The sequence below is a fragment of the Streptomyces sp. BBFR51 genome (genome assembly GCF_044591655.1).
Taxonomy (GTDB): domain Bacteria; phylum Actinomycetota; class Actinomycetes; order Streptomycetales; family Streptomycetaceae; genus Streptomyces.
This window is the reverse complement of record NZ_CP172448.1, coordinates 2,671,187-2,689,690: the sequence shown is the minus strand read 5'-3', so window position 1 is coordinate 2,689,690 and position 18,504 is coordinate 2,671,187. Positions and strand designations below refer to the sequence as shown.

Annotated in this window: 16 protein-coding genes; 5 read left to right on the top strand and 11 right to left on the bottom strand. The window is 71.3% G+C overall.

Features of this window, described 5'->3' with window-relative positions; all coding sequences use genetic code 11:
* Positions 1-23 precede the first annotated feature (23 nt).
* The gene (locus ACGH7X_RS12310) at positions 24-1,259 is read left to right on the top strand and encodes a lytic transglycosylase domain-containing protein (protein WP_399884604.1); all 1,236 of its coding nucleotides are present in this window, start codon (positions 24-26) and stop codon (positions 1,257-1,259) included.
* Between the two features lie 18 nt (positions 1,260-1,277).
* On the opposite strand, the gene ACGH7X_RS12305 is transcribed toward ACGH7X_RS12310, so the two are convergent.
* The 8 genes from ACGH7X_RS12305 to ACGH7X_RS12270 form a co-directional block, all read right to left on the bottom strand.
* Positions 1,278-2,951, bottom strand: a complete 1,674-nt coding sequence (locus ACGH7X_RS12305) for a pyridoxal phosphate-dependent aminotransferase (RefSeq protein WP_399884602.1) — start codon at positions 2,949-2,951, stop codon at positions 1,278-1,280.
* A 157-nt stretch (positions 2,952-3,108) separates the two neighbouring features.
* The gene (locus ACGH7X_RS12300; RefSeq protein WP_399884601.1) at positions 3,109-4,257 is read right to left on the bottom strand and encodes an aldose epimerase family protein; all 1,149 of its coding nucleotides are present in this window, start codon (positions 4,255-4,257) and stop codon (positions 3,109-3,111) included.
* Between the two features lie 67 nt (positions 4,258-4,324).
* A complete protein-coding gene (mmsB, locus tag ACGH7X_RS12295; RefSeq protein WP_399884599.1) occupies positions 4,325-5,569 on the bottom strand; it encodes a multiple monosaccharide ABC transporter permease in 1,245 nt (414 codons plus the stop codon).
* Positions 5,566-7,134, bottom strand: a complete 1,569-nt coding sequence (gene mmsA / locus ACGH7X_RS12290) for a multiple monosaccharide ABC transporter ATP-binding protein (RefSeq protein ID WP_399884597.1) — start codon at positions 7,132-7,134, stop codon at positions 5,566-5,568. Before mmsA ends, mmsB begins: the two co-directional genes overlap by 4 nt.
* A gap of 32 nt (positions 7,135-7,166) precedes the next feature.
* On the bottom strand, positions 7,167-8,276 hold the full coding sequence (gene chvE / locus ACGH7X_RS12285; RefSeq protein ID WP_399884595.1) for a multiple monosaccharide ABC transporter substrate-binding protein: 1,110 nt from the start codon (positions 8,274-8,276) through the stop codon (positions 7,167-7,169).
* 139 nt (positions 8,277-8,415) lie between these two features.
* The gene (locus ACGH7X_RS12280; RefSeq protein ID WP_399884593.1) at positions 8,416-9,387 is read right to left on the bottom strand and encodes a hypothetical protein; all 972 of its coding nucleotides are present in this window, start codon (positions 9,385-9,387) and stop codon (positions 8,416-8,418) included.
* Between the two features lie 120 nt (positions 9,388-9,507).
* The gene (locus ACGH7X_RS12275; protein WP_399884591.1) at positions 9,508-10,524 is read right to left on the bottom strand and encodes a zinc-binding dehydrogenase; all 1,017 of its coding nucleotides are present in this window, start codon (positions 10,522-10,524) and stop codon (positions 9,508-9,510) included.
* 5 nt (positions 10,525-10,529) lie between these two features.
* Positions 10,530-11,696 (bottom strand): mandelate racemase/muconate lactonizing enzyme family protein, encoded by a 1,167-nt coding sequence (locus ACGH7X_RS12270; RefSeq protein ID WP_399884589.1) that lies wholly within the window; start codon positions 11,694-11,696, stop codon positions 10,530-10,532.
* Between the two features lie 214 nt (positions 11,697-11,910).
* Between ACGH7X_RS12270 and ACGH7X_RS12265 the strand changes: the two genes are divergently transcribed.
* Positions 11,911-12,618, top strand: coding sequence for a hypothetical protein (locus tag ACGH7X_RS12265; protein WP_399884587.1), 708 nt, complete (start codon positions 11,911-11,913; stop codon positions 12,616-12,618).
* A gap of 150 nt (positions 12,619-12,768) precedes the next feature.
* Here ACGH7X_RS12265 and ACGH7X_RS12260 read toward each other — a convergent pair whose 3' ends face one another.
* Positions 12,769-13,215, bottom strand: coding sequence for a MarR family winged helix-turn-helix transcriptional regulator (locus ACGH7X_RS12260; RefSeq protein WP_399884584.1), 447 nt, complete (start codon positions 13,213-13,215; stop codon positions 12,769-12,771).
* A 100-nt stretch (positions 13,216-13,315) separates the two neighbouring features.
* Between ACGH7X_RS12260 and ACGH7X_RS12255 the strand changes: the two genes are divergently transcribed.
* Both ACGH7X_RS12255 and ACGH7X_RS12250 read left to right on the top strand, forming a co-directional pair.
* A complete protein-coding gene (locus ACGH7X_RS12255; protein ID WP_399884582.1) occupies positions 13,316-14,338 on the top strand; it encodes an NADP-dependent oxidoreductase in 1,023 nt (340 codons plus the stop codon).
* Positions 14,339-14,443: 105 nt separating this feature from the next.
* Positions 14,444-14,863 (top strand): organic hydroperoxide resistance protein, encoded by a 420-nt coding sequence (locus ACGH7X_RS12250; protein ID WP_399884580.1) that lies wholly within the window; start codon positions 14,444-14,446, stop codon positions 14,861-14,863.
* A 59-nt stretch (positions 14,864-14,922) separates the two neighbouring features.
* On the opposite strand, the gene ACGH7X_RS12245 is transcribed toward ACGH7X_RS12250, so the two are convergent.
* Positions 14,923-16,074 carry a serine hydrolase domain-containing protein gene (locus ACGH7X_RS12245; RefSeq protein WP_399884578.1) on the bottom strand — a complete coding sequence of 384 codons (1,152 nt, stop codon included), beginning with the start codon at positions 16,072-16,074 and terminating at the stop codon, positions 14,923-14,925.
* A 134-nt stretch (positions 16,075-16,208) separates the two neighbouring features.
* On the opposite strand from ACGH7X_RS12245, the gene ACGH7X_RS12240 reads away from it, so the two are divergent.
* Entirely contained in the window at positions 16,209-17,045 is an 837-nt protein-coding gene (locus ACGH7X_RS12240; protein ID WP_399884576.1) for an EI24 domain-containing protein, read from the top strand.
* Here the strand turns inward: ACGH7X_RS12240 and ACGH7X_RS12235 are convergent.
* Positions 17,017-18,312, bottom strand: a complete 1,296-nt coding sequence (locus ACGH7X_RS12235) for a pyroglutamyl peptidase (RefSeq protein WP_399884574.1) — start codon at positions 18,310-18,312, stop codon at positions 17,017-17,019. The genes ACGH7X_RS12240 and ACGH7X_RS12235 overlap by 29 nt on opposite strands.
* Between the last annotated feature and the right edge of the window lie 192 nt (positions 18,313-18,504).

Here is an 18,504-nt window from a genome sequence, read left to right as displayed (position 1 = left end):
CGGATCCGACAGGAGTGACGACCATGTCCGTACGCCGTGCCCGCAGGGGACTGCGGACGACCGCCCTCGCCGTGGCGGCCATGGCGGCCCTCACCGCTTCCCAGGCCCCCGGCCTCACCCCGGACGCGAAGGACTCCCACACCGGACCGGCCGCCGACGACCTCGCACCGCCGACCGCGGACGGTCCGTTCGCCGGGCTCGCCCCACCGGGTGACGGCTCCTACCACACCGAACTCCCGCCCCTGGCGACGCGGAACGGCACGCCGGCCTCCCCCGCCCTCGCCCGGGACGTCCGCACCCAGTCGGGCATTCCGGCCACCGTGCTGCGCGCCTACCGCGCCGCCGAGACCTCCGTCGGCAGGTCGGACCCCGGCTGCCGGCTGCCCTGGGAACTGCTCGCGGCGATCGGCAAGGTCGAGTCCGGCCAGGCGCGAGGCGGTGCGGTCGACCGGAACGGCACCACGCGGGGCCGCATCACCGGGCCGCCCCTCGACGGCCGGGGCTTCGCCCTGATCCGGGACACGGACGGGGGCGCCCACGACGGCGACACGGTCTACGACCGGGCGGTGGGCCCGATGCAGTTCCTGCCCTCCACCTGGGCCCGCTGGGGCGCGGACGGCAACGGCGACGGCCGCGCCGACCCGAACAACGTCTTCGACGCGGCGCTGGCGGCCGGGCACTACCTGTGCGCCGGCGACCGGGATCTGGGCCGGGCGGCCGACCTGGACCGGGCGATCCTCAGCTACAACAACTCCCGCTCCTACCTGGAACTGGTCCGATACTGGCTGGAGTTCTACAGCCGGGGAGTCCACACCGTCCCCGACGGCAAGGGAGTCGTCCCGAAGAGCCCCGGCGCGGGCGGCGACACCCCGGCGACCGAGCCCGTCGACGGCGAGAGCGGCGGCCGGGGAGGCGGGGACGGGGGCGGCGGCATCGTCATCGGCCCGGACCCGAGTACCACGCCGGGCAGCCCCGGACCGTCCCCTTCCGCGCCCTCCACGTCACCGGCCCCGGACCCCTCCTCCCCGACGGACCCTCCGACGAGCCCCGACCCCTCCCAGCCGCCCACGGACACCCCGACCGAGACCCCCACCGACAGCCCGGCACCCTCGCCGGACCCGACCGACCCGGGCCCCTCGCCGAGCGACCCGGACGACTGCTCCCCGGGACCGGAAACACCGTCCCCCGACCCCACGGCCTCCCCGACCGGCGCACCCTGCCCGAGCCCGTCACCCACCTCGTCCACCTCGACCGGGTAGGGACGGCCGGCGGAGGGCTCAGCCAGCCCGGCCCATCCCCGCCGCGTTGGGCCAGCCCGTCGCCGGGACCGATTCCAGGCCGTTGGTGCCCCTGACCTGGGCCGCCGTGAGACCCCCGCGGGCCGGGACACCGGGCGGCGTGGGGCCGGGCGGGTATGAGGCGGCCGGTGCGACCGGTGCGGGCGCCGGAACCGGGGCGGGCATGGGTTGCGGGAGCGGTGCCGGCTGGGGGACCGGCACCGCTCCGGGATACGGCACCGTGCCGGGATACGGCGCCGGCTGGGGGACCGGCGCCGGTTGCGGGACCTGCTGGGGTGCCGTCGGCACCGGCACCGGGCCGACGGTGGCCGCCGCCGGAGCGACGGGCACCGCGGCGGGGAGCGGCATGCCGGTGCCGGTGCCGACGACGGCGGCCGGAGCGGCGGCGAGCCCCGGGGTACCGGCACCGGCGGTCTGAGCGGTGATCGCGCGCATGCCGGACCCGTTGGTCTCGTACATCAGGCGGTCCACCGCCGCCGTGCCCGAGCTGTAGCCGGTCCCGGTGGCGGGCTCGGGCACGGCGGCTCCCCTCCTGGACCCGTAGAGCACCTGCTCCAGGCCGGACACCAGACGACGCACGTCCACCTGGGGGCGCACCACGAGACGCAGGAAGCGGCTGGACGAACCGATCTTGTTGCCGCACTCCCGCACCAGGACCCGGTGCTCGGTGAGCATGCGGTCCCGCACGGCGGTGCCCTCCGCGCCCACGGGAAGGCGGACGAAGAGGAAGTTGCCCTGGGAGGGGTAGACGGTCAGGCCGGGCAGCGTGGACAACTGGCCGGTCATCTCCAGGCGGTCGCGGCGCACCTGGTGCAGGCTCTGCGCGTACTCGGCGCCGTGGTCGCGCAGCATGAACACCACGTACTCCGCGAAGGAGTTGAGGTTCCACTTGGGGAGCATGGCGCGCACCCGGCCCGCGAGCGCCGGGTTGGCGACGAGGTAGCCGAAGCGGATGCCGTGCAGCCCGAAGTTCTTGCCGAGGCTGCGCAGGACGACGACGTTGGGGCGCAGCATCGCCTCCTGGACCACGCTGGCGTCGGCCTCCGCGTCGGCGAACTCCAGGAAGGACTCGTCGACGACGACCAGGTCCCGGTCGGCCATCGCGTCCATGAACTGCACCAGCGCCTGCTTGTGCAGATAGCCGCCGTCGGGGTTGTTGGGGTTGCAGATCACCACGGCCCGGGTGCCCCTGGCCCGGATGAACTCGGCGTACCGGGCGAGGTCGAGGGCGAAGCCGCCGGCCTCCTGGAGCGGGAACATGTCGACCCGTTTGCCGGTCTCCATGGGCTGGTCGGTCCAGCGGCCGAAGGTGGGGACGGGGACGGCGAGGGACTCCCGGACCAGCAGGTGGTCGATCCAGGTGATCAGCTCCGTGGAGCCGTTGCCCATCGCCACGCACTGCGGCGGGAGTTGGAGCAGACTGCACAGTTCGGCGGTGATGGTGTCGGCGCTGCTCGGGTAGTACGTGATGATGTCGCGCAGCCGCCCGGCCATCTCGTCGAACATCGCCGGGGTGGGGAAGTACGGGTTGCAGGGGATGCAGAAGTCCACCGGTCCCGCGCCCGCCGCCTCGCCGCTCTCCCGCGTCAGCGCCGCCATCGACGGGCTGTGCGCCGCGGTGCTGCGGAACAACGAGGTGACGTTGCCGGACAAGTGGACCTCCGTAGGTCTCCGTAGGCGGGCGGCCCGCGCGGGGGACACGGGCCGCCCCTACATACGGAGGCGGACGGGGCGCCGTTCAAAGGGTGTGAAGAAAGTGTGCCTTCCCCGGACCGGGGGTCCTCACGCGTCGGTCCTCACGCGTCGGTTTTCACGCGTCGAAGGAGTGCACCGTCGACGTCCGGTACGTCTGCCCGGGCCGCAGCACCGTCGACGGGAACGACGGCTGGTTCGGCGAGTCCGGGAAGTGCTGCGTCTCCAGGCACAGCGCGTCGCCCTGGCGGTAGAGGGCGCCGCCGGTGCCGGTCAGGGTGCCGTCGAGGAAGTTGCCCGAGTAGAACTGCAGGCCGGGCTGGTCGGTGGCGATGCGCAGGGTGCGGCCCGAGGCGCGGTCGCGCAGGGTGGCGATGTGCTCGGGGCGGTCGGTGATCCCCTTGTCGAGGACCCAGTTGTGGTCGAAGCCCTTGGCGGTGACCAGCTGCGGGTGGGCGTCCCGGATGTCCCGGCCGACGGGTTTGGCCCGGCGGAAGTCGAAGGGCGTACCGGAGACCCGCGCCAGCTCGCCGGTCGGGATCAGGCCGGCGTCGGTGGGGGTGTAGCGGGACGCCTCGATCGACAGCTCGTGGTCCTCGACGGTGCCGCTGCCCTCCCCGGCCAGGTTCCAGTACACGTGGCTGGTGAGGTTGACGACGGTGGCCTTGTCGGTGGTGGCCTCGTAGTCGATGCGCCAGTCGCCGCGCCGGGTGAGTGTGTACGTCACCTTCGCCCTGAGCGTGCCCGGGTAGCCCATCTCGCCGTCGACGCTGGTGTAGTGCAGGAGCAGCCCGACGTCGGAGCCGTCGGTGAACGGTTCGACGTCCCACACCCGGTAGTCGAAGCCCAGGGCGCCGCCGTGCAGGGAGTTCTCGCCGTCGTTGACGGAGAGCTGGTACTGCCTGCTGTCCAGGGTGAAGCGGCCCTTGGCGATGCGGTTGCCGTACCGCCCGATCAGGGCGCCGAAGTGCGGGCTGCGGGCCACGTAGTCGTCGAGGTTGTCGAAGCCCAGGGAGACGTTCTCGTGGTGGCCCCGGCGGTCGGGGATCTCCAGGGACTGCACGACGCCGCCGTAGGACAGCACCTTCATCCGCGTGCCGCCGTTCTCCAGCGACCAGCGGTACACCTTCGTGCCGTCGGCGAGCTTGCCGAAGAGCTCCTTCACCGGCTTCCTGCCTCCCGTGGCGTGTGCCGTGCCGCCCACCGTGGCGGCGGCGATGCCGGCCGCGGCCGCTGACGCGATGACCGTTCGTCTGCTCAGTTCCATGTGCGGGCTCCTACTTCCGTGACAGAAGCGGGCCCCGTCCGCCACGGCGGACGGGGCCCCTGGTGACCTACGAACCGACCTTGCGCTTGTTCCACACGTCGAACCCGACCGCCGCCAGCAGGACCGCGCCCTTGATGACCTGCTGCCAGTCGGTGCCGATGCCGACGAGGTTCATGCCGTTGTTCAGCACGCCCAGGACCAGACCACCGATGATCGCGCCGAGGACCGTGCCGACGCCGCCGCTCATCGACGCGCCGCCGATGAAGGAGGCGGCGATGGCCTCCAGTTCGAAGTTGAGGCCCGCCTTGGGCGAGGCCGCGTTGAAGCGGGCGGCGAAGACCAGACCCGCCAGGGCCGCGAGCATGCCCATGTTCAGGAAGACCAGGAAGGTGACCTTCCTGTCCTTCACGCCCGACAGCTTGGCCGCGGGCAGGTTGCCGCCGATGGCGTAGATGTGGCGGCCGATGATCGCGTTGCGCATCAGGTAGCCGAAGCCGACGACCAGCACGCCCAGGATGAGCAGCACGACCGGGGCGCCCTTGTAGCTGGCGAGCAGCAGTGTGACGGCGAGGACGGCGGCGACCAGCGCGACCAGCTTCAGCAGGAACAGCTTGACCGGCGGCACCTCGAGGGCGAACTCCTGCTGCCGCTTGCGGTCGCGGACCTCCTGGTACACCACGAAGGCGATCAGGGCGAAGCCCAGCAGCAGGGTGAGGTTGTGGTAGTTGGTGTTCGGGCCGACCTCGGGCAGGAAGCCGTTGGCGATCTTCTGAAGGTCCTTCGGGAAGGGGCCGAGGGTCTGGCCCTTCAGGAAGATCTCCGTCAGACCGCGGAAGAGCAGCATGCCCGCAAGGGTCACGATGAACGACGGTATGCCGAGATAGGCGATGAAGAAGCCCTGCACGGAGCCCGCGACGGCGCCGATGGCCAGGCACAGCACCACCGCGAGGGGCCAGGGGAGGTCGTTGTTGACCATCAGTACGGCTGCCGTCGCGCCGATGAACGCGGTCAGTGAGCCGACCGACAGGTCGATGTGGCCCGCGATGATGACGAGCATCATGCCGATGGCGAGGATCAGGATGTAGCTGTTCTGCAGCACCAGGTTGGAGACGTTGCGCGGCAGCAGCAGGTCGCCGTCGGACCACACCGCGAACAGCACCACGATCAGGCCGAGGGCCATCAGCATGCCGTACTGGCGCATGTTGCGGCGCATGCCGTCGAGCATCAGCTGCAGCAGGCCGTCGCCGGAACCCGCTCCGTCCTTGCCGGGTGGCGCCGGGGCCGGGGTCTTGGCGGTCACGTCCGTGCTCATCGGGTTACCTCTTTGTCCTTCTGGTCCATCTTGTCCTTCGTCATCCGACGCATCAGCGCTTCCTGCGAGGCCTCGGCCCGCGAGAACTCACCCGTGAGCCGTCCCGCGGCCATCGTGTAGATGCGGTCGCACATGCCGAGCAGCTCCGGCAGCTCGGAGGAGATGAAGACGACCGCCTTGCCCTGGGCTGCCAGCCGGTCGATGACCGTGTAGATCTCGTACTTGGCGCCCACGTCGATGCCGCGTGTGGGCTCGTCCAGGATCAGCACCTCGGGACCCGCGAAGATCCACTTGCTGAGGACGACCTTCTGCTGGTTGCCGCCGGACAGCTTGCCCGCCGGCTCGAAGACGGTCGGCGCCTTGATGTTCATGGACTTGCGGTAGTCCTCGGCGACCTGCCGCTCCCCGTGCTCGTCGACGAGCCCCCGTTTGGATACCTTGCCGAGCGCGGTCAGCGAGATGTTCCGGTTGATGGTGTCGATGAGGTTGAGACCGTAGTGCTTGCGGTCCTCGGTGACGTACGCGATGCCGTGCTTGACCGCCTCCGGGACGGTCTTGGTACGGATCTCGGTGCCGTCCCTGAGGACCGTGCCGCCCGCGTACCGGCCGTAGGTGCGGCCGAAGACGCTCATCGCCAGCTCGGTGCGGCCGGCGCCCATCAGTCCGGCGATGCCGACGATCTCGCCGCGCCGCACCTCGACGGAGACGTCGTCGACGACCTTGCGCTGCTGGTCGATGGGGTGGTGCACGGTCCAGTTGCGGATCTCCAGGGCCGGGGCGGCGCCCTCCTCGGGCTGGTGCGGTGTCCGGTCCGGGAAGCGGTTCTCCAGGTCGCGGCCGACCATCCCGCTGATGATCCGGTCCTCGGTGGTCTCCGCCGCCTTCACGTCGAGCGTCTCGATGGACTTCCCGTCGCGGATGATCGTGACCGAGTCGGCCACCCGGCGGATCTCGTTCAGCTTGTGCGAGATGATGATCGAGGTCATGCCCTGCGCCTTCAACTGAAGGATCAGGTCGAGGAGTTTGCCGCTGTCCTCGTCGTTCAGCGCCGCCGTCGGCTCGTCGAGGATGAGCAGCTTCACCTTCTTCGACAGCGCCTTGGCGATCTCCACCAGCTGCTGCTTGCCCACGCCGATGTCGGCGACCCGGGTCTCGGGGTGCTCGTCGAGACCGACCCGGCGCAGCAGCTCCGTGGCGTGCTTGAGGGTGTCGTTCCAGTTGATCAGTCCGCGCTTGGCGTGCTCGTTGCCGAGGAAGATGTTCTCCGCGATGGACAGATACGGCACCAGCGCCAGCTCCTGGTGGATGATCACGATGCCGTGCTGTTCGCTCGCCCGGATGTCCTTGAACCGGCAGGTCTCGCCCTCGAAGAGGACGTCCCCCTCGTAGCTGCCGTGCGGATGGACTCCGGAGAGCACCTTCATCAGGGTCGACTTGCCGGCGCCGTTCTCTCCGCAGATGGCGTGGACCTCGCCCTGGCGAACGGTCAGCGTGACGTCCGACAGCGCTTTGACACCGGGAAAGGTCTTGACGATCGAGCGCATTTCCAGGACGGGTCCCGCCATGGTCGTGCCTTCCAATCCTTGAGGGGGCCCGGTTAGTTGAGCTGGTCCGCGGAGTAGTAGCCGCCGTCGACGAGGATCTTCTCGTAGTTGCTCTTGTCGACGCTGACCGGCTGCAGCAGGTAGGCGGGGACGACCTTGGCACCGTTGTCGTACGACTTGGTGTCGTTGACCTCGGGCTTCTTGTCGTTCAGGACCGCGTCGACCATGTTCGCGGCGACCTTGGCGAGCTCGCGCAGATCCTTGAAGACGGTCTGGGTCTGCTGGCCGGCCTTGATCGACTTCACCGAGGCGATCTCGGCGTCCTGCCCGGTGACGACCGGCATGGTCTTGCTGCCGGAGCCGTAGCCGTCCGACTTCAGGGCGGACAGGATGCCGATGGAGATCCCGTCGTACGGCGAGAGTACGGCGTCGACCCGGGCGCTGCGGTAGCTGGAGGTGAGCAGGTCGTCCATGCGCCGCTGCGCGGTGCCGCCGTCCCAGCGCAGGGTGGTGACCTGGTTGAGGTCGGTCTGCTTGGAGCGGACGACCAGCTGGCCCTTGTCGATGTAGGGCTTCAGGACGTTCATCGCGCCCTGGAAGAAGTACCGGGTGTTGTTGTCGTCGTTGGAGCCGGCGAACAGCTCGATGTTGAAGGGGCCCTTCTTGCCCGCCTTCAGACCGAGCTTGTCGACGATGTAACCGCCCTGCAGCTCGCCGACCTTCTCGTTGTCGAACGAGGCGTAGTAGTCGACGTTCTCCGTGCCGAGGATCAGCCGGTCGTAGGAGATGACCGGGATGTCGGCCTCCTTGGCCTGCTGCATGACGTTGCCGAGGGACTTGTTGTCGATCGCGGCCACGATCAGGGCGTCCACACCCTGCGTGATCATGTTCTCGATCTGCGAGACCTGCTGGTCCGGGTCGTCCTCGCCGAAGACGAGCTTGGTCTTGAACCCCTTGGACTTGAGTTCCTTCTCGACGTTGGCGCCGTCGGTGATCCAGCGCTCGGAGGACTTGGTCGGCATCGCGATGCCGACGGTGGCGCCGTCGCTGCCTCCCTTGTCGTCCTCGCTGCCGCCCTCGCTGTTCTGGCCGCAGGCGGACAGCGTGAGGGCGAGCGAGGCGGCGGTGGCTATGGCGGCGATTGCGGCTCTGCGGTTGCGCATGGTCATCATCCTTGATGTGGGTCAGGGCCTCGGTCCGGTGGTGCCGGCACGCGAATAGCTGAGGGTGGATCGACCGAGAGACAGGTGTGTGGGATTGTGCGCGGTCATGTCTTCTTTTGTGAAGGGAGTTTCCGGAACGTTATGACGAGATCTCGAACCGGTTGAGCGACCCCGGCAACCGCGTACCGAGCGGCGCCATCTCCCCGTCCGCTCCGTGCCGGGCGAGCAGGTCGAGGGCGAGCCGGCCGCGCCGTACCCGCTCCTTGGCCGTGGCCAGGGTCAGTTCCCGCAGGTGGTGCCCGTACGGATAGATCCCGGGCGCCTTGGAGAGGCCGAACTTCAGATACATCGGCGCGCCGCGCCGGACCAGCTCGGCGACCTCGTACATCCGCACATAGCCGCCGAGGTCGTCGGGAGCCTCGATGTACATGTCCATGGGCGCGGCCGAAACCCGCCGTATTTCGGTCAGGTGATCCGGCGTCAGGTCGCTGGGGACGTTGATGGAGTCGGCGCCGAGCCGCTCGTACACCGCGTACGAGGCCGGGTTGACCGGCCCGACGAGCGCCGAGACCTTCAGCGTGGTGTCGGCCGGGATGATGCCGGCACTGCGGGCCCGGTGCAGCGTCCACAGCACGCCCTCGTCGGCGACCAGCAGGCACGTGACGCCCAACTCGGTCGCGCGCACGGCGTCCTCGACGCATCCGGCGACCGCGTCGTGGCCGCGTGCCCGAAGTCCCGCGCCGCCCGAGTCGGTCCGGGTGGAGCCGCCGATGTCCCAGGTGCCGCGCGGGCCGGTGAACAGGCAGAGCTCGATGTCGCGTTCGGCGGTGGCCTCGACCATCTCGGTGATCTCGGCGTCGGTCAGCATCCACACGCCGCTGCCCTGGCTGATCCGGTGGATCGGCACGTCCAGCCGCGAGGACTCCTTGAGGACCACCCCCAGCGCCTCCGGCCCCTCGCAGGAGGGGATCTCGGTGCGCCAGCGGCCACCGCCCGGGAAGGAGTGCGGCGAGGCGTCGGCGGGATCGGGGGCGGGCGCGGCCAGGCCGAGGGCGGTGAGCGCCTGCTCACCGGGCCTGCGGGCGGCGGCCGTGGCGGAAGCGTCGGTCACAAGCTGTCCTTAGTGTTCGGTATGTCGGACGAAGTTCGCGGCTTTGGGTGCGAGACGGTCCGTCCGGTGGGTGTACGCCGGTACGGAGGCCGTCAGGTCGCCCCCGCACCGGCGTACGGCTCAGGGATGGGCGTCCGGATGCAGCAGCACCTTCCCGACCTTCGGGTCGCCCGAGCCCACCAGCTCGATGGCCTCGGGGAACTCCTCGAGCGGCAGTTCGTGCGTCACCAGCGGCCGCGGGTCCAGCAGGCCGGCCGCGAAGACCCGCACCGTGTGCGCCCAGGCGTCCGGCGGCGCCCCGAAGACGGTGTGCACCTCCAGCTGCCGTACGACCAGGTCGGTGGGGTCGAGACCGTCGGCACCCGGCGCCGGGATGCCGGTCAGCACCAGCCGGCCGCCCCTGCGTAGCAGCGCGGCGGCCGTGCGGGCGGCGTCCGCGGACCCGGCGGTCTCGATCACCACGTCGAAGTCGTCCGGGAGCGGCCGGTCCTTCGTACGGAAGTCGGTCGCGCCGAACTGCCGCGACAGCGCCTCCCGGTCCCCGCGCGTCCCGACGACCAGCAGTTCGGCCGGGGACGCGGCGCGCAGGAACTGCACGGCGAACATGCCGAGCGTGCCCGTGCCGACGACGGCGGCCCGCTCGCCGGGGCGCGCGTTCGCCTTCAGCGCGGCGGCGGCGATGCAGGCGGCGGGCTCGAGGAGGGCGGCGGCGGTGAGGTCGGCGTCGTCGGGCAGGACGTGCAGGAGCCGGGCGGGCAGGGTCAGCGTCGGGGCCATCGCGCCCGGCTGGGTGAACCCCGTCTCCTCGTACCCGGCCGTGCACAGCGTCGTCTCGCCCGCGTGACAGCGGTCGCACACCTGGCAGTTGCGAAAGCCCTCACCCACGACCTTCCGGCCGACGAGCGAGACCGGCACCCCGGCGCCGGTCCGCTCCACGGTCCCGGACCACTCGTGCCCGGGGGTGAGCGGGTAACGCACGTACCCCTCGGGCCGGTTGCCCTGGTAGACCTCGCGGTCGCTGCCGCAGATCCCGGCCGCGTGCACGCGCACCAGTGCCTCGCCGGGTCCCGGTTCACGCGGCTCGTGCGGCACGAGCCGGTGCACCCCCGGCGCCTCGACGACGACCGCGCCGCTCATGCCCCTCATTTCTCTGACCTCTTGGGCTTGCGCTGCTCCCAGCCCTCGGCCCACAGGTCGAACCGCGCCTGCTGCTGCGGGAACTCGGCCGCCGCGTCGGTGTCCAGCTCGACGCCGAGACCGGGCGCGTCGGAGAGGTGGAAGCACCCGTCCTCCGGATCCACCCGCGGCGCCCCCTTCACCACCTTCTTGATCTCCGCGTCCGCGAAGTCGTTGAAGTGCTCCAGGATCTTGAAGTTCGGGGAGGTGAACCCGACCTGGAGGGAGGCGGCGGTCAGCACGGGTCCGCCCACGTTGTGCGGGGCGACGAGCGTGTAGTGGGTCTCGGCGGTGGCGGCCAGCTTCCGCGTCTCCCAGATGCCGCCGATGTGACCGACGTCGGGCTGGATGACGTCCACCGACTGGTCCTCGAACAGCTCGCGGAACTCGATCCGGTCGTGGATGCGCTCACCGGTGGCGACCGGGATGTCCACCTTCTCGGCGACCTTCTTCAGCGCCTTGAGGTTCTCCGGCGGGACCGGCTCCTCCAGCCAGGCCGGCTTGAAGGGCGCCAGTTCGTGCGCGAGCCGTACGGCGGTGGCGGGCGAGAACCGGCCGTGCATCTCCAGCATCAGCTCGGCGTCCGGCCCGATGGCGTCCCGCACGGCCTCGATCAGCGACACGGCGTAGTTCGTCTGCTGCTGGTCCAGCTCGAAGTGCCCGGTGCCGAACGGGTCGATCTTCAGCGCCCGGTACCCGCGCTCCATGACGCCCTGCGCGGCCTTGTGGTACGCCTCCGGGGTGCGCTCGGTCGTGTACCAGCCGTTGGCGTACGCCTTCACCTTGTCGGTGACCCTGCCGCCCAGCAGCTGCCACACGGGGACACCGAGGGCCTTGCCCTTGATGTCCCAGCAGGCCATCTCGACCACGGCGATGCCGGACATCACGATCTCGCCCGCGCGGCCGTAGTCGCCGTACTTCATGCGGCGGACCAGGTCCTCGACAGCGAACGGGTCGGAACCGAGAATGTGGTTGGCCTCGGCCTCCTTCAGATAGCCGAGGAGCGCGTCGGTGTGCCCCAGCATCCGGGTCTCGCCGACTCCGGTGAGGCCCTCGTCGGTGTGCACCTGAACGTAGGTCAGGTTGCGCCACGGCGTCCCGACCACGTGTGTGCTGATTCCGGTGATGCGCACGGCGGCTGCCCTTCGGTCTGTTCGAAATTTCGTCACTCGTTCGAAATGCTGGCGTGACAGTAAGGACGGGGTGCTCGGAGTGTCAATGGGTCGGACACATAACGGTTTCGACAGTTTCGAAAGTGCGGGAGGCGGGCTCGCGAGCGCTTTCCCACACAACCTTCACAGGCGCCTCTAGGAACACACCCGCCCCGGAACTTAACCTTCCCGCGTCATGGACTACTGCAACCCGTGCCGACGGCACCTCAACGGCGCCCTCGCCTGCCCGGGGTGCGGCACGCCCGCCGGAGAACCCCCCGCGTCCGACGCCCGTCTGACGGCGAGTGAGGAAGCCTCGCCGCGCCTCGCCGACGAGGCGGATGCGGCCGACGACACCCCCGACGACGACGCCCCACCGGGCGCCCGGTCCAGCCGCCGTGACCGCAAGGCCGCCGCGCACCGCAGGCGCCGCCGCAGGACCCTGCTCATCGCCGCGGGCTTCGTCCTGGCGGCCGGGGGACTGAGCCTCGCCGAACTCGGCACGGACGCCCCGCACTCGCCGGACAAACCGGCGGCGGCGGGCGGCGAGACCGCCGACGGCGAGTCGACGCGGGAGGTGGGGGAGGCGTCGGCGGTACCCGTCGACAAGACCTCGGGGGCGACCACGGCCTCGGGCACCCCGTCCCCCGACGCCTCCGCTTCGCCGTCGGCGTCCGCGTCGGCGTCGAAGTCCCCGGACGCCGAGAAGTCGGAAACGGCGGACGACTCCGACACCCCCGACACCCCCGAGGCGCCGTCCCCGGACACCACCCGTCCCGCGGACCCGGACCCGTCGTCCCCGGAGTCCGACGACCCGCCCCCGGCCACCACCCCCACCCCCACGGACACCCCGGACCCGACCCCGACGGAAACCTGCGACCGCTTCCTGTGGTGGTGCACCTAGCCCCGAGCCCGAGCCCGAGCCCGAACCGCGGGCATTCGTGCCTCCCCCAGTGCCTGAACGGCCTGGGAGGCACCCCCAGGCGGCACGGGTGGGCGCAGCGGCACCCCGCCAACGCCGGGCCGCGTGACCCACCCCCTGAACGGCGGACATTCAGCCGTCCGCCCGCAGCATCCTCCGCAACGCGTCCCGCAGCGCGACCCGTTCCCCCTCCGACAGCCCCGCCAACGGCGCCCGCGCGAACCGCAGCGACTCCCGCAGCCCTCGCGCCACCCGCCGCCCCTCCTCCGTCGCCGCCGCGACCTTCACGCGCCGGTCGCCGGGATCGGACCGCCGTTCGACCAGCCCCCGCGACTCCAGCCGGTCCACGATCCCCGTGACGTTCGACGGCTCACACCTCAGCTTCTGGGCCAGCTTCCGCATCGGCAGCGGCTCCAGCGACAGCAGGCTGAGCAGCTTGGCCTGGGCCCCGGTCAGGGCGCGCTCCGCCGCCGCCTCCTCGTAGTCGGCGTGGAAGCGGGCCACGACCTCGCCGATCAGCTCGACGACTTCGAGGGTGAGAGCGTCGGGTCGGCGGGTGGTGTCGCGTGGTGTGGCCATGGAATCCAGGGTACCCATTTGTTTGACAAGCTGAAATGTTCAGCCGCATGGTTGTTTCATACCCTGAAACATTTCGGGAAAGCCCCAGGAAAGGTGCCCCATGACCGACTCCCCCGCCCTCCCCGCCGTCAACCGCGAATGGCACCTGGTCACCCGGCCGGTCGGCTGGCCCAAGCCCGAGGACTTCGCGCTCGTCGAGGCGGAGGTCCGCACCCCGCGTGACGGCCAGGTACTGGTGCGCAACCTGTTCGTCTCCGTCGACCCGTACATGCGCGGCCGCATGAGCGCCGCCAAGTCCTACGCCGCCCCCTACGAGCTGGGCAAGGTCATGCAGGGCGGCGCGGTGGGCGAGGTCGTCGCCTCCAACGCCGAGGGCATCGCCGTCGGCGACCACGTCCTGCACTTCTTCGGCTGGCGCGAGTACGCCGCCGTGGACGCGAAGAACGCCGTCAAGGTGGACCCGCAGGCGGCGCCGCTGTCGACGTACCTCGGTGTGCTCGGCATGACCGGGCTCACCGCCTACGCCGGTCTGCTGCGCACGGCCTCCTTCAAGGAGGGCGACTCCGTCTTCGTCTCGGGCGCGGCGGGCGCCGTCGGCAGCCAGGTCGGCCAGATCGCGAAGCTCAAGGGCGCCTCCCGGGTCATCGGCTCGGCCGGCTCGGACGACAAGGTCAGGCTGCTCCTCGACGAGTACGGTTTCGACGCCGCCTTCAACTACAAGAAGGGCCCGGTGAGCGAGCAGCTGCGCGCCGCCGCCCCGGACGGCGTCGACGTCTACTTCGACAACGTGGGCGGCGACCACCTGGAGGCCGCCATCGGCTCCCTCAACCTGAACGGCCGCATCGCCATCTGCGGCGCGATCTCCGTCTACAACAACACCGAGCCCGCGCCCGGCCCGAAGAACCTCGCCCGTCTGATCCAGACCCGCGGCCGCATCGAGGGCTTCCTGGTCGGCGACCACTACGACCTCCAGCCGAAGTTCGTCGAGGAGGTCGGCCCCTGGGTCCGCTCGGGCGAGCTGAAGTACCGCGAGACGGTCGTCCAGGGCATCGAGAACAACCTGGAGGCGTTCCTCGGCGTCCTGCGCGGCGACAACACCGGCAAGATGATCGTCAAGCTCTGAGCCGGGCGGGATCTTCCCGGAGTTTCCGGGATGCGGTAGCGTCTTTCCGAAATCTGTCGTGATCGTGGGCGCGAGTCACGGCGGACCGAGGAGGAAGACACCCGTATGCCCATCCAGCAGTCCGAGGTCCTCTACACCGCCGTCGCCACCGCCGAGAACGGTCGCGACGGACGGGTGGCCACCGATGACGGCAGGCTCGACGTCGTCGTGAACCCGCCCAAGGAGATGGGCGGCACCGGTGCCGGCACCAACCCCGAGCAGCTCTTCGCCGCCGGGTACAGCGCCTGCTTCCAGGGCGCGCTCGGCGTCGTGGCCCGTCGGCAGGGCGCCGACATCACCGGCTCGACCGTCACCGCGAAGGTCGGGATCGGCAAGAACGACGACGGCTTCGGGATCACCGTCGAGATCTCCGCCGAGATCCCGGCGGTCGACGCCGCCACCGCGCGGTCCCTGGTGGAGCAGGCCCACCAGGTCTGCCCGTACTCCAAGGCGACCCGCGGCGACATCACGGTGACGCTCGCCTGACGGTCTGCGCCACGGCGCCACGGCGGCGCTACGGCGGCGCTACGGCGCTACGGCGGTGCTCACCCGCCGAGCGCCGCCGTGTGCACCGCCGCCACCAGCCGCTGGTTCTCCTGCGCCGCCCCGCCCGGGTGGGCGAAACGGCGCCGGGTGTACCCGTACGCCAGACCGCCGGCCGGGTCCGCGAAGGCCTGGCTGCCGCCCGTGCCGCTGTGCCCGATCGTCCCGGCGCCGAGGAACGGGTGCCAGATGTCCGCCGTCGCCTGGAAGCCCAGACCGTACGACCGGTGCGTCCGCGTCACCAGGTCGTAGCCCACGGAGTGCAACTGCCCGAACTCCGCCACCGTGTCCGGCTTCAGCAGCGGCGCCTTGCCGTCCAGCTCACTGATGGCCGCCGCGTACAGCCCGGCCAGCCCGCGTGCCGAGGCCACGCCGCCCGCGGAGGCCGGCCCCGCGGCACGGACGGCTGGCTCGTTGGGCAGGGTCGCCAGGTCGGTGGGGTGCGCCGCGTTGCGGTTGAAGGCGATGGCGGACAGGGCGCGCGGCCCCTCCGGGAGCGGAGCGGACGACGCCTCCTGGACCGGCGTGAGGACCGCCGGCCGGGTCGTGCGGAAGCGCGGGTCGAGGGCGGGCGGCAGACCCAGGTGGAAGTCCAGGTGGTGCGGGACGCGCACCCGTTCCTCGTACACCTCCTGGAGGGTGTGGCCCGTGGCCCGGCGCACCACCTCGCCCACGAGCGCGCCCAGGACCAGCGCGTGATACCCGAAGGCCGTGCCGGGGCGCCAGTACGGCCGCTGGTCGGCGAGACGCTCGGCGATCACCCGGTCGTCGGCAAGTTCGGCGGTGGTGAACCCGGTGTCCGTGCCGATCACCCCCGCCCGGTGCCCGAGCAGGTCCCGCAGCGTCAGCGCCCCCTTGCCCTCGGCCGCGAACTCCGGCCAGTAGTACGTCACCTTGCGGTCCAGTTCCAGCGTGCCCTCCTGCACCAGCAGGGCGGCCACCAGGTGCGCGGCGCCCTTGGTGGCCGAGTGCACCCCGTACAGCGAGTCCGGGCCGGCGCCGTCGCCCGCCCACAGGTCGACGACTCTGCGCCCGTGCACGTAGGCGCACAACTGACCCTCGTAGTCCGGCCGTTCACCGGCGACGACCGCCGCGAACTCCTCCCGTACCGCCTCGAAGCCGTCGGCGACGGTGCCGTGGATCCCCTGCGTCATCCGCTTCTCCTCACCCACTCGCCGGAACTTCCCGGAACTTCCCCGTGGCCTTCCTCCGATCGGTACGGCGGGACGTGCGGGTTCGACTCAATCGTGGCGCGGGGGTGTGGGCGGCGACCGGTAGAGTTCCGCCCATGCGTGATCTTGGGGCGGGATTCGGCCATCTCCTGAAGGGCCAGCGCTGGGTGGCCCGGCACGGCAGGAGCTACGGCTTCGGGCTCGTCCCGGGCCTGATCACCCTCGTCCTGTACGTGGGCGTGCTGATCGCGCTCGCGCTGTGGGGGGACGACTTCGTCGGCTGGGCGACCCCCTTCGCCGACGACTGGTCGAGCCCCTGGCTCGGACTCTTCCGCGGCTTCCTCACCGCCGTGCTGTTCGCCCTCGCCCTGCTCCTGGCCGTCCTCACCTTCACCGCGGTCACCCTGCTCGTCGGCCAGCCCTTCTACGAGGCCCTCTCCGAGCGGGTCGACCGCGACGTCTCCCCGGACGGCACCGCTCCCGAGTCCGGCCTGCCGCTCTGGCGCGAGCTGTGGATCTCCGGCCGCGACAGCCTGCGCATCCTCCTCCGCGCCGCCGTCTGGGGCGTGCTGCTCTTCGCCCTCGGCTTCATCCCGGTCGTCGGCCAGACGGTGGTCCCGGTGATCGGCTTCTTCGTCACCGGCTTCTTCCTCACCGAGGAGCTGGCCGCCGTCGCCCTCCAGCGCCGCGGCATCGAGCTGCGCGAGCGCCTCGCGCTGCTGCGCTCCCGCAGGATGCTCGTCTGGGGCTTCGGCACCCCGCTGGCCGTGTCCTTCCTGGTGCCGTTCGTCGCGGTGTTCCTGATGCCGGGCGCGGTCGCGGGCGCCACGCTCCTCGCCCGCGAGCTGCTGGGTGAGGAGACCCGCGACGGCGACGACCCGGCCGGCGCCCCTCCGGCCGACGGCGGCTCCGCCGACCCGGCGGTCAGCTCCGGTCCGTCCCCGACGCGCTGACCGCCACCGTCAGGATCGCCCGCGCCTGCGCCACGATGTCCAGCCGGTTGCGCACGAACGCCGGATCGGTGACCGCACCCGTCGCCGGATCGGTGTTCCCGGCCCCGAACTGGAGCACCGGTGTGTGGACGTGCCCGCCCGGCAGCGTGCCGTGCAGTCCGAGCCGGTCCCGCAGCAGGGTCGCGCGGTAGGCGATCTCGTTGGAGAGGTAGTTCCCGCCGCCCCCTTCACGGGCCGTGGACCCCGGCGTGGGCCCGTCCGGCCGGACGACCGGCTCGGTGCCTCCCGCCGGGATCTCCGTCACGCTGGTGTTGTCGTACACCGGGAAGCGGCCGGTGTCCGCAGCTGTGATCGCCTCGTACGGCAACGTGGTCGTCGTCCACTGCGGCTGCGAGGACGGGTCGGCCACCGGGACCGTCTCCGTGCGGGAGACGTCGTCGTTGTCGGGGAAGCCGCCCCGCCAGGCCCCGTTGGTCCGCTCCACGTCGAACCGCCCGACCCGGCCCTGCGACACGGTGGTGAACAGATCCACCCCCGGCAGATACGGCCGCAGCGCCCGCTCCACCGCCCCCTGCGCGAAGTCCCCCCAGCGCACCGGGAACACCGCCGTCTCCACCCGCGCGGGCCCCTCCGCCGTCTCGATCACCGTGCCGTCCAGGGCGAGCGCGACGGCGCCGGACGGGTTGGAGATCCTGATGTCGCGGTCCAGGGTGAAGGGGTCGAAGCCGGTCAGCAGCACCCGCTTCATGCCCTTGCCGTGCCCGTCACGGTCGCCATGCCCGTCGCGCGGCAGGCGGAGGTCGGTCTGGCCGCGTGAGGTGCGCTCCAGCTCCGTCAGCAGCGCGGCCCGCTGACGCCCGCTCAGCCCGAACCCGGGCTCCCAGGTGCGCAGTTCCCGCGTCATCCCGAGCCGCGCCCAGTACAGCGGCCGGTCGTCGTCCCGGCTGAGGTCCCCGCGGGTCGGCCCGCGCCCCTGCACCCGGTCCACCGCCCGCCGCCACAGCGCCGAGCCCTGGCGCGCCACGACGGCACGCGCCTCGCGATAGGAGTCCGCCCGCCCGAGCCCCCGGGCGAACCCGGGTGCCGTCGCGGCGAATCCGGAGCGCCGCAGGATCTCCCGGGGCACGTCCCCGTCGAGCCGCCGCTCCTCGACGGTCGGTGCGGGTGCGGTGCCCGCCAGGGGTGCCGCCGCGGCCGTCGCGGGGGTGGCGAGCCCCGCCACCAGGGCCAGTCCGAGTAGGCCGATCCGAACGCGTATGGGTGTCAAGGGAGTCCAGGTCCTTCCGTCGCCGTGGGGTGCGCTGCCGGACGGCGGAAGTATCGCGTGACGGAAGGGGCGCGCGCTACGGCACGGACGGGTGGACGCTCGCCCTCACCCGATGCGAACGTGAGGCCGCCCGCCCCCGCGGCGCCTGGCCGGATTCGCCGGGGTCGAGAGCTGAGACCGGGCGACCGGCTC